This is a genomic window from Nocardiopsis sp. CNT312 (assembly GCF_000515115.1).
GTDB lineage: Bacteria > Actinomycetota > Actinomycetes > Streptosporangiales > Streptosporangiaceae > Nocardiopsis.
The window spans coordinates 13163-24593 of the sequence record NZ_AZXF01000035.1 but is presented as its reverse complement, the minus strand read 5'-3'; the positions used below and the strand labels follow the sequence as shown (position 1 = coordinate 24593).

9 protein-coding genes are annotated in these 11431 nt (G+C 71.9%); 6 read left to right on the top strand and 3 right to left on the bottom strand.

Features of this window, described 5'->3' with window-relative positions; all coding sequences use genetic code 11:
• Nucleotides 1-4: 4 nt before the first annotated feature.
• Nucleotides 5-1033, bottom strand: coding sequence for an N-acetyl-gamma-glutamyl-phosphate reductase (gene argC / locus B042_RS0115625; RefSeq protein WP_028649104.1), 1029 nt, complete (start codon nt 1031-1033; stop codon nt 5-7).
• Between the two features lie 701 nt (nt 1034-1734).
• On the opposite strand from argC, the gene B042_RS0115620 reads away from it, so the two are divergent.
• The 6 genes from B042_RS0115620 (at nt 1735) to B042_RS0115590 (ending at nt 8837) form a co-directional block, all read left to right on the top strand.
• The gene (locus tag B042_RS0115620; protein WP_028649103.1) at nt 1735-2199 is read left to right on the top strand and encodes a hypothetical protein; all 465 of its coding nucleotides are present in this window, start codon (nt 1735-1737) and stop codon (nt 2197-2199) included.
• Between the two features lie 31 nt (nt 2200-2230).
• Entirely contained in the window at nt 2231-3421 is a 1191-nt protein-coding gene (locus B042_RS0115615; protein ID WP_028649102.1) for a hypothetical protein, read from the top strand.
• Between the two features lie 60 nt (nt 3422-3481).
• Nucleotides 3482-5026 carry an Hsp70 family protein gene (locus tag B042_RS0115610; RefSeq protein WP_028649101.1) on the top strand — a complete coding sequence of 515 codons (1545 nt, stop codon included), beginning with the start codon at nt 3482-3484 and terminating at the stop codon, nt 5024-5026.
• Nucleotides 5023-5583 carry a nucleotide exchange factor GrpE gene (gene grpE / locus B042_RS0115605; protein WP_028649100.1) on the top strand — a complete coding sequence of 187 codons (561 nt, stop codon included), beginning with the start codon at nt 5023-5025 and terminating at the stop codon, nt 5581-5583. Before B042_RS0115610 ends, grpE begins: the two co-directional genes overlap by 4 nt.
• A complete protein-coding gene (locus tag B042_RS24435) occupies nt 5580-7838 on the top strand; it encodes a serine/threonine-protein kinase (protein WP_051415735.1) in 2259 nt (752 codons plus the stop codon). The genes grpE and B042_RS24435 overlap by 4 nt, the downstream gene beginning before the upstream one ends.
• Before the next feature lie 189 nt (nt 7839-8027).
• Nucleotides 8028-8837 carry a hypothetical protein gene (locus B042_RS0115590; RefSeq protein WP_028649099.1) on the top strand — a complete coding sequence of 270 codons (810 nt, stop codon included), beginning with the start codon at nt 8028-8030 and terminating at the stop codon, nt 8835-8837.
• A 4-nt stretch (nt 8838-8841) separates the two neighbouring features.
• On the opposite strand, the gene B042_RS0115585 is transcribed toward B042_RS0115590, so the two are convergent.
• Together B042_RS0115585 and B042_RS0115580 are read right to left on the bottom strand one after the other, a co-directional pair.
• Nucleotides 8842-9768: a hypothetical protein gene (locus B042_RS0115585; RefSeq protein ID WP_155989124.1), complete on the bottom strand. Its 927-nt coding sequence runs from the start codon at nt 9766-9768 to the stop codon at nt 8842-8844.
• Between the two features lie 106 nt (nt 9769-9874).
• Nucleotides 9875-11290, bottom strand: a complete 1416-nt coding sequence (locus B042_RS0115580) for an FAD-binding oxidoreductase (RefSeq protein WP_028649097.1) — start codon at nt 11288-11290, stop codon at nt 9875-9877.
• Nucleotides 11291-11431: the final 141 nt, after the last annotated feature.

The following is an 11431-nucleotide window of genomic DNA, read 5'->3' as shown; positions in this document are numbered from 1 at the left end:
CTGGCTACGGGGCGACCGCGGCGAGCGGCAGGCCGGTGGCCTCGGGCAGGCCGAGGGCGATGTTGGTGCTCTGGAGGGCGCCGCCGGCGGTCCCCTTGGTGAGGTTGTCCAGGGCCGCGACGGCGACCATGCGTCCTGCGTCGGGGTCGACGGTGACCTGGACCAGCGTGGTGTTGGCGCCGAGCGTCATGGCGGTGCTGGGCCAGGTGCCCTCGGGAAGGAGGTCGGTGAAGGGCTCGCCGGCGTAGGCCGTCTCGTAGGCGGCGCGGATCTGGGCCGGGGTGACACCGGAGCGCAGGGGCGCGGTGCAGGTGGCGAGGATGCCCCGGGGCAGGGGTGCCAGAACGGGGGTGAAGGAGAGCCGGACCCGTTCGCCGGTGACGGCGGTGAGGTTCTGGACGATCTCGGGGTTGTGGCGGTGGGTTCCGCCGACGCCGTAGGGGCTGAGCGCGCCCATGATCTCGCTGCCGACGAGGTGGGGCTTGGGTGCCTTGCCCGCGCCCGAGGTGCCGGTGACGGAGACGACGGTGGCTTCGGGCTCGACGAGCTGCTCGGCCAGGCTCGGGAAGAGGGCGAGGGTGGCGATGGTGACGTGGCAGCCGGGCACGGCGACGCGGCGGGCACCAGCGAGCTTGGCGCGTTGTCCGGGCAGTTCGGGGAGCCCGTAGGGCCAGGTTCCGGCGTGCGGGGTGCCGTAGAACCGCTCCCAGGCGGCGGGGTCGTTGAGACGGAAGTCGGCGCCGCAGTCGACGACGAGGACGTCGTCGCCGAGCTGCTGGGCGAGGTCGGCGGACTGGCCGTGCGGCAGGGCGAGGTAGACGACGTCGTGGCCGCTCAGCTCCTCCACCGTGGTGGGGGCCAGGACGCGGTCGGCGAGCGGGCGCAGATGCGGCTGGTGCTGGATGAGCGGGGTTCCGGCGTTGCTCCCGGCGGTGACGGCGCCGATCTCGGCCTCCGGGTGGCCGAGCAGCAGGCGCAGCAGTTCGCCTCCCGCGTAACCGCTCGCCCCGGCGATGGCCGCGCTGAATCCCATGGTGCTCCCCCAATCGAACCTGACTGAACCATCATGCAGTCTTGTGCAAATTTATGCAAGCCGATACGCGGGGTGCCGTACCGGCAGCACGCGGTACCGGGCCGGGGCCGTCCCGAGTTCTCGGGAGTGACCCACCCCCTCCCACCTGGCCAGACTCTGTTCCAGAAGCGCGCTTCGCTTCCCGATCGCCTGACACGGAAACGGAGCACAGGACATGGAACCGGACGAGTAACACCGCCGGGGCCGTGCCCCTCGGGGCACGGCCGCATCGCCAGTGCACCTTTTTGGGTTGATATGAACCTCTATTCGAGACTCATTCCCTGAGCGCACACAAAAGACCACCGAGGGGCCAGTCAACACCGCAGAGAAGATCGCCCAAGCAACTTCTCATGGTTGGCCAGAATCTGTCACTATTCGCGCCGACCTTCTTGCTACGCTTCCGGATCGAATGCCCGACCTCGCACGGGCCACTGTGCCGCGCCGGCTCCGATACCCCCGGAGGACAGCCGCCCCGGCGCAGCGCACGCGCCACCCGCCTTGCCCACGCGGAACGGACTATCCCGAGAAAACGGGATTGATCTGACGATAAGGACTCCATCAGAGTCATAGGCATCGCAAAGAACACGAACACACGGGTAGCGGCGCAACACCACACTCCAACGCAATGGCGACAGACACCCGAACACAAAAAAGGACACAAGATGTCATTCTTCGGCATCCTCATCGGACTCATCGTCCTTCTGGTGGCCGCGGCCGCCCTCATGACCCACTACGAGAAGAGCGTCCACACCACGAGGCTGGCCAGCCCCACGGCGAACCCGGCCGAGTGGCTGCCCGAGGCCATGGACAAGGCCGCGCGCGGCGGCCTCATCGGCTGGAGCCCGCAGATCGAGGCCGAGCGGGACGACGCGGGCGAACTCGTGAACCTGCACTGCGAACTCCGCAGCGATGAGGGCGACACGATCCTCGTCGATGTCCCCGCCTTCCCCGCCGGGGACTGCACCGACGCCCCGGTGGTGGCCACGGTCGTCCTCGGCACGTACACCCTCTCCTCGGCCAGGGGCGCCCAGTGGTTCAAGGTACCCGCCTCCTACATCGTCCGCCGCCGACGGAAAGTACAGCGCGTACTCAAGCGCCACGCCCGCCGCAGCGCGCAGTCCGTCTGACCCGCGAACACGGAGAACCAGGAAGATCACCATGACGGCACCCCCCGAGGACGGCACCGCCTCCGTCGACTTCTACGCCCTGTTCGAGGTCGCCCCCGACGCCGACACCCCCGCCCTGCGCACGGCCATCGACGCCTTCATCCTCAAGTGGCAGAAGCACGTCGGTTCGCGGAAGAAGGAGCTCAAGCGCCGGGCCGAGGACAACCTGGAGCTGGCCACCGAGGGGAGGAGGATCCTCCTCGACCCCGCACTGCGCGCCGCCTACGACAAGCGCCGCAGGCACAGGCCCGCCGCTGGACCGGACGCACCCGACACGGCCGGGAGCGCGGACGGCGCCCCCGGCCGACAGAGCCTGGAGCGGGCTGCGGACGCCTACCTCAACGACGACTACAAGGCGGCCCGGTTCTTCGCCAACCGCGCGGTGGAGCAGGACCCCGACCTGGCCCACGCGTGGTTCATCATCTTCTCCGCCTCCCGCATCCTGGGCGACGCGGACGGGGCGGAGATCGCCGGGACCACCGCCGCGCGCCTGGACCCGGAGAACCCGACCGTGCTGAGGACCGTCGGCGGCTTCCTCGTCGGGCAGGGCCAGCCCGGACGGGGTCTGGCGATGATGGAGCGCGGCGCCGACCTCGACGACGGCACCGGCTGCGGTCTGGCCCTGGCCGAACTGCAAAGCCGCCTCCACCTGCTGGACGAGGCCGCCGACACCCTCAGGGCGCTGCACCGGCGCTTCCCCGACGACACCGAGGTCAGGGACCAGCTCGCACTGACCCTGGCGGCCCAGGCGAAGAACGTGCCCCAAGTGCGGTCCCGGAACCGCTACCTCATCACCGCGGAGGACGAGGTCACCCGCATGGGTGAGCTCGCCGGGGAGGCCCGTCGGCTCCGCCCGAAGGGCATGGAGATCCGCAAGATCCTGGCCGAGCTGGAGTCGGCCATCGATGAGGCCGAGCGGGAGCGGTTCACCTTCCGCCTGTTCGAGAGCGGAGGGCTCTCCGCATTCGTGTGGTGCGCCGCACCAGGCAACCTGCTCCTCGGCCTCGTACTTCTGGTCAACGGCGTGGGCTTCGGTGTCCTGCTCTGCATCCTGTCCATCTTCTTCTTCGTCATGGTCGTGGCCCAGTGCCGTCCCAAGGGCTGGGAGGCCAACGCCCGGATCAAGGACGAACAGCTCTCCTACTTCAAGGCGGCCGAACGGATCCTCGACCGCGGCTTCTGACACGCCCCGCCCTCTACGCACCGCACCCAGCCACCCAGAGCAGGAAGGACGAACCGCACCGTGAGCAAAAACGGACGCACCGTCGGCATCGACCTGGGCACCACCAACACGGTGGTGGCCGTCATGGACGAGACCGGACGACCCGAAGTCCTGCGCAACAGCGACGGGGCCAACACCACCCCCTCCGCCGTCTACCTCTCCGGCGGTGAGGCCGTCGTCGGCACCCCCGCCCGGCACCAGCGTCTGGTCTCCGACACCGACGTCGTCGAGCGGATCAAGCCCCACATGGGCGAGGCCGGCTGGAAGCACCAGACCAGCGACGGCCAGAGCTACACCGCCGAACAGCTCTCCGCGTTCATCGTGCGCAAGATCTGCGAGGACGCGGCCCTGGCCCTGGGCACACCGGTGGAGTCCGCAGTGATCACCGTGCCCGCCTACTTCGACGAGGCCCGCCGACAGGCCACCCGGGACGCGGGCCGGATCGCCGGGGTGACCGTGGAGCGCATCATCAGCGAGCCCACCGCGGCAGCTCTCGCCTACGGCCTGCGCGACGGCGACGCCGGCAACGTCCTCGTCTACGACCTGGGCGGCGGCACGTTCGACGTCACAGTCCTGCGCATCCAGGGCGGCGACTTCGACGTCATCGCCACCACCGGCGACGCCCAGCTCGGCGGTGCCGACTTCGACGACCGCCTGGAGACCTGGGCCAACGGCCGGATCGTGGCGCAGGGCGGCACCGACATCGACGACAGCACCGACCCGGGCGCACGGGGGCGGCTGCGCGAGCAGTGCGAGAACGCCAAGCACCGGTTGAGCACCACCGAGAGCGCCTCGGTCTTCACCGAGGCCGGGGAAATGAAGATCACCCGCGCCGAGTTCAACGGCCTCATCGAGGACCTGCTCGAACGCACCCGCACCCTGACCCAGGACGCGCTGCGCACCGCCGGGGACAAGGCCGGGATCACCGCCGCGAACCTGGACGAGGTCCTGCTCGTGGGCGGCTCCACCCGCATACCGGCGGTCAAGGACCTGGTCACCGAGATCACCGGCCTGGCCCCCAACCAGCGCCTGCACCCCGACGAGGCGGTGGCGCTGGGCGCGGCGGTCCAGGCCGAGCTGATCGACGCCGAGCGCTCCGACCGGGACTCGGCGGTCGGCCACCGCACCGTCAGCGACGTCACGGCGCACGGCCTGGGTGTGATCTCCCTCGACGGGGTGAACGAGCTGGAGGTCAACAACGTGATCATCCCGGCCCACAGCACGGTGCCCGCGCAGCACGAGCAGACCTTCTACTCCGTGGTCGAGGACCAGGAGATCGTGATGCTCAAGGTGACGGTCGGCGACGACACCGACCCCGACCTGGTGGAGGTCATCACCAAGGACGAGCGTGGCGTGAAGCTGAGGATGCCGCCCGCTCCCTTCCCCAAGGAGTCACCGCTGCGAGTCACCCTCTCCTACGACATCGACGCGATCGTGCACGTGGAGGTCACCGACGAGCGCAACGGCCGCTCTCTGGGCGACATCGAGATCGAACGGGCCAACAACCTCTCCTCGGATCAGGTGGACGCCCTCAAGGCCGACATGGAAGGGCGGATCGTCCGATGAGCGACCACACCGAGGCACCGAAGCAGGGCCTCCGGCCACCGGAGGCCGAGATCACCGACCGGTTGGACTATCTTCGCGACCTCTTCGAACGCCGCTTGAAGGAGGACCGGCAGAAGAAGGAGCTCATCGGGGACCTGAAGGATCGGCTGCGCGCGGCCGAGGACGGAGCGGCCCTGGACCGGATCGCCCCGTTCGTGACGGGTACCGTCCGCGTCGTGGACCGGATCGACGCCCACACGGCCGAACGGGCCCACTGGTACCGGCAGGACGCCGGAGAGCCCCCGTACCTGGAGTTCATGCGGTCGGTGCGTTCCGAGCTTCTCGACCTTCTGGCACTGCACGAGGTGACGCAGGTCGACGTTCGCGGCCCCTTCGACCCCGCCGTGCACGAGGTCGTGGAGATGCGCGGCGAAAGCGCTCGAGGCGGCGGGATTCGGATCCTGGGCCTGGCCCGGCGCGGTTTCCGCCACCCCTCGCGGCTGGTGCGCCCCGCGCAGGTCGTCGCCGAGGAGACCGCTCCGGAGGCGGAGCGGCCCCCGGAGGGCGGTCACCCGTGAGTGCGGGCACGGTGGCACGGCTGCCGCCGCTGTTTCCCCTGTTGGACGGTGACCCGGAGTCGGTGGGCGGCCACGTCCTGCTGGGGCGAATCGGCAGCGGCGGCATGGGGGTGGTGTTCCTGTCCCGCACGGACCGGGGCGCGCTGCTGGCGGTCAAGGTGGTCAGTACCTCCTACGCTCAGGATCCGGACTTCCGGGCCCGGTTCGCCCGGGAGGTGGCCCTGGCACAGCGGGTCAGGGCCGCCTGCACCCCGGCCGTGCGGGCCGTCGGCCTAGGCGACGCGCGGCCGTGGATGGCGATGGAGTACGTACCGGGTCCCACGCTGTCGGCGCACGTGCGCGCTTCGGGGGCGCTGTCGGGGGCTCGGCTGCTGTCCTTCGCCCTGGGCATGGCCGAGGCACTGACGGCGATCCACCGGGCCGGGGTGGTCCACCGCGACCTCAAGCCGGGCAACGTGGTCCTGAGCCACCGGGGGCCGAGCGTGCTGGACTTCGGGATCGCCCGCGCGCTGGACGTGGCCCCCCGGACCAGGGGCGCGTACGGCACCGCGGGGTATGTGGCCCCCGAGCGGCTTCGGGGCCACCAGGGGCCCCCGGTCGACGTGTTCGCCTGGGGCGCGGTGACCGCCTTCGCCGCGACCGGCCTCCCCGCGTTCGGAACCGGAGAGAGGGAGGAGCGCCTCTACCGGGCGGAGCGGGGGCAGGCGTACCTGGGCGACCTGGTGCCTCCCCTGCTACCGCTGGTGCGTGCCGCACTCGCCCCCGCGTTCGAGACGCGACCCACCGCTGGGGAGCTGTTCGAGGCTCTGGCCGGGGTGCTGGACGAGGACACCGCGACCACCGGTGAGAGCGAGCGGGAGCGCACCCACCGGATCCTGGAGCGGACCTGGCCCGAAGAGGGGGCGCCGTCCTCCCCCGCACAGGTCCGGCCCGGCCCCGACGCGCCCGTCCCCGGGGCGGGACCGGCCAGGCGTCCGGTAGGGCCCCGGGACCGTGAAGACGGGGTGGTCTTCGCCGGGCGGGCGTACACCGATCCGGTGCGGCTCGTCCACACACTGGCCGCGCACCACCACCGGGCCGGGCCCTGGCTGCGGGGTGGCGGGGGCCGGGCGCTCCGGCGCTGGCGGCCGCTGCGGGAAAACGTCCCGGTCAGGGCGGTGCTGGGGGAGGTCTGCCGGGGGGAAGCCGATCCGCAGTGGGCGCTCACCGCGCTGTCCGTGCACCTGTGTCCGCAACAGAGTCCGCTGTACCAGGGCGTGGCGGTGGACGCCGACGGCCTGGCCGAGCTGGCGCGGGCCGGACGGCGCGGAGCCGACCGCCCGGTGCTGGCCGAGGCCTTCGAGCGCGGCGTGGTCTCCCTGGCCGCCCCGACCGGCGACGCGCGGACACAGCTGCTGGCCGACCGGGTGCCGGGGCTGGCCGAGAAGGCGTTGGAGCTGGTCCGGTCGGTCCACGGGGGCACCGGCCGCGACCATGAGCTGCGGGTGTGGGAACTGGCGGTGCTGGTGGTCCTCGGTGAGGACCCGCCGCCGGAGGACGGTCCACACTCGCGGTGGCGGCCCGGGATCACGCGCCTGTGGCTCCGGGCCGCCACGGACCCCGCCGCCCGTATCGCCCTGGAGGTGTGTGCTCCGGGGCTGCGTCCTCCGCCGGCATCGCGACGGCACGGCCGCCGGGACGCAAACACGGGCGGCGGAACCGATGGCTCGGGACGGCGTCGGCCGCACCTGCCCGGCCGCACCTGGCGCCAGACCCTGATCGCCTCGGCGCTGATGCCGGTGCTGCCCCTGCTGGCGCTGTCGGTGGGGATGGCGGTGCGCCCCTTCTCGGTGCCCTACCGGCAGGAGGAGGCGGCCGAGACCGGGGGGCGCCTGGCCGGGGAGGCCGCCGAACGCGCGGGCGATCTGTACCTGCCGGTGCTGGCGCTGTCGGTGGTGCTGGCCCTGGTCCGCCCCGGGCGCCTGCGCCTGTGGATGGTAGCGCTGTCCTGCCTGGTCGCCGTGGCGGCGCTGCCGTTCGTGCCCGTGCCCGCACTGTGGGCACCGGAGGCGTTCCGCGGCGCGCTCGCCTCCCTCGGACAGAGCTGGGGCCTGTGGGTGCAGTGGGGCGGGCTGCTCATGGGCGGCGCCTGCGCCGCGCTGGTGACCGTACTCGTCCGGGCCGCCACGCCCGGTCCGCTCGTCAGGAAGCCTTCCCCGGCCCGCACGGGTGCGGGGATCCACCAGAGAAGAAGGAGATTCGATGGAATGCCGTAAGTGCCACAAGAGGATGTCGGAGTGCCGGGACTGCGACGGCCAGACCAGGTCCGGCCTCTTCGGCAGGCTGACCTGCAACACCTGCCGTAGCACCGGCTGGATCTGCCCGGTTCACGAGGGCCACTGGAAGTAACCCGCCACCGCGGCCCCGCTCCGAGGCCGCGGCGCCCCTACCGGAGGGAAAGAGCCTTGAACGACACACCACCGGGCTCCGTGTGCGTCACCGCACCGGACGGGGGCGAGCGTGCGCTGCGTCCGGGGGCCTGCCTGGTCTTCGGCCGCAGCCGCCACGCCGACCTCGTGGTGGACGGCGGGCCCGGTCTGTCCCGTCTGTGCGGCCAGATCGAGGCCGCCGGGGACGGCGCGCACATCAGTAATCTCAGCCGCAGCCACAGTCTGGTCGCTGTGGTACGCGGGCAGGTGACCACGCTGCCTCCACTGGACGAGGGCGGCGGCGGGGTCCTGGTGGTGACCAGTGGAGAGGCGCTGGTGGGCTCACCCTTCATGCACGGGCGCGGGCACATGGTCCGCGTACTGGTCGCCGCGGAGGCCGGACGCACCGGTCCGGCCGGTCTGCCCGAGGTCGGGCAGGACACTGAGACCGGCTCCGAACTGGAGGTGGACCCCCGCACCAAGGAGTTCGTCACCGCCCTCATGCTGTGCAGGAACTGGCTGCTCAACCCGTCGCGGACCGAGGCCCTGCCCACGTCGGAGGCGGTCGCCCGGATGGCCCTGGCCGCCACCCACACCTGGGACCAACTGGCTCTCATCGAACGGGGGCGCACCGACGTGCTGGTCCGGGTGACCCGGCGGGTCGAGGAGCACCTGCGGCACCTCAAGTCCAAGGTGCGGGCGGTCCTGCCGACGGGCACACGGGTGACCAGGGAGTCGCTGGCACACCACCTGGTGACGCTCCAGGCCCTGACACCCGCCCACCTGGACCTGTTGGAGGACGAGGACTGGCTCGACGCCCAGGCGGAACTGTGGTGGGACGCCTGAGCGGTCAGTCCCACCCGAGCCCGTAGGCGAACCCGGGGCGCAGGGCGGTGAACTCGATCCGGTAGGCTCCGGGCCCCGCGGGGGCGAGGGGGTCGCCGGTCAGGTCCTCCACGGCGCCGTTGGGCACCCCCGGAACCGTCCAGACCCGGTCGGGCCGGTCGCGTGCGAAGGAGAGGTCCAGTCTGAAGCGGCCGCAGTGGCGCAGGGGACGGAACACGTAGCGCGGACGCAGCGGCTGTCCGGCGGGAACACCGACCCGGAGGGCGAAGACATGGCGCTGTCCCGCGTCCAGTGGAGAGCCGAAGCGGACACGGTGGCGGAAGTAGGTGTCGGTCACGCGCTGGACGGACACGGACTCCGCTCCGTGCAGCGGGACGAGGTCCACGCCGTGCGGGCTCCCGGGGCCGGTGCCGTGCCTGGGAACCCGCGCCGAGACGGTGATCTCATCGAGGCCGTCTACGGCGGCGACGATCTCACGTTCCTCGACGGCACTGGCGGTTCCGGCGCCGAGCGAGAGGCGGGTGCGCAGGGCGGCCAGCTTCCAGTCGGGAGGAGCGAGCCGCTCGGAGCCCACCCCGGGCTCCGGGAGGTCGGCGACCCGGTCGATCGCCTGGTCCAAGCGTCTGCGGGCGGTGCGAGGGGAGACATGGAGCTCGTGGGCGACCCACTCCAGCCTCTGTTCCAGGACGGGGCCGCGGGCGTCTGGGTGCACGCCCATCCCGGCGAGGAAGGCCAGGCGCAAGTCGTCGGGCAGCTCCCGGGGCAACCGCCTGAGCGCCGCGGTGACCAGGCCGCGGGCCTCGGTGTCGGTCTCACCGCCGGTCAAGCCGACGAGCCGACGCAGGACCGGGCCCAACTGGTCTGCGAGGCGGTCCGTGTCCAGGCCCCGCCGGGCCCGCAACCGTCTGAGTTCCTGCGCCAACCCGTCCACACACAACTCCCGGGATGTTCTGTACGCGGCACTGGCCCGCTCCCACGGCCGGATTGTCTCACGGGAGGCGGCGGCGCAGCGGGGGATCGCTCTTCTCCGCCTCGGACTAGCGGCCGGAGAGGCGCTCGGCGAGCCCCGCCAGGCGGGAGGTGCGGGTGCGCTCCTCGGCGGACTCGCGCCGGTCGGCGGTGCGGTACAGGCCGTGGACGACCCGGGTGCGCACGCGGCGCCGACCCGTACCCTCACCGTCGCCCCGGTGCCCCACCCAGGGCAGCCGGGTCAGGTCGGTCTCCCGGCCCAGGAGCAAGTCGCGCAGGGTGCGCCCGGCCAGGTTGCCGGCGCCCATCCCGCTGTCGGAGTACCCGCCGGCCCAGGCCAGTCCGCTCTCGCGGTCCAGGCACACGGTCGGGCACTGGTCATCCGGCAGGCCGATCATCCCGGACCAGGCGTGCTCGACGGGCACGTCCGCCGCATCGGGGAACATGCGGGTGAGCGCGTGCCAGAGTTCGGCGATGGCCTGGGGGCGGGTCGTACCGTCGCCGTCGCGGCCCGGACCGACCCGGTGGGGGGCGTCCCGTCCCCCGATGACGATCCGATCGTCGGAGGTGCGCTGGGCGTAGACGGAGGCGTGCGCAGTGTCGCCCAGGACCTCGCGCCCCTCCCAGCCGATCCGCTCCCACACGCGGGCGGGGACGGGTTCGGTGGCGACCATCGACACGGGCGCTGTCGGCCACTGCCGTCCCGGCCCTCGCAGGCCCGGGGTGAAGCCCTCGGTGGCGCGGACGACGTGGTCGGCGTAGACGGTGCCGTGGTCGGTGACGGCGGCGGGCCGGGACACGCCTTCGCGGGCGCGGATCCCGGTCACCGCGGTGCCTTCGAAGAGGTCGACACCCAGTTCCTCCACCGCGCGGGCCAGGCCGGTGACCAGTTTGGCGGGCTGGACACGGGCAGCGTGCGGGCAGTAGGCGGAGGCGACGGCGCCGTCGACGAGGAGCCGGGGCCCGTCGTCGGGCTCCAGCATGTGGATGTCGTCCGGCCAGTACCCCCACTCCTGGAGGTAGGCGATCTCCTCCGTCAGGCGCTCGCGCTGGGCAGCGTTGGTGGCCACCAGGCGCATGCCGCCCTTGACGGTGTCGGCGTCGATCCCCTCCGCCTCGGCGACGGCGAGGACCTCGTCGACGGTGTCCATCATCGCGCGCTGCAGGGCGACGGTGGCCGCCTTGCCGTGTGCGCGCGCGTAGTGTTCGCGTGAGCCGGTGAACTCGGCGGAGAGCCGTCCCCCGTTGCGTCCCGAGGCGCCGTAGCCCGCAAACTCGCGTTCGAGGACGGCGATCCTGAGATCGGGCTGCTCCTTCTTGAGGTAGTAGGCGGTCCACAGCCCGGTGAAGCCGGCGCCGACCACGCAGACGTCGTAGTCGGCATCGCCGGGGAGGGGGTCCCGGTACTTGGGCAGCCCGGTCTCGCGGAACCAGAAGGAGACGGCGCCGTTGGCGAACCGCTGCGAACGAGGGATCGTCCTCATGCGCGCGGCTGTGGAAAGCGGTCTCATTCATTCCCCCCGGAACCTCTTCGCCCATGGTCCACCCCGCGTGGGACCATGGGAACTCACGCCAACCTACACGGGAACGGGGACCGGTGGGTCGTCTTCACCGTGTTCGGGGTC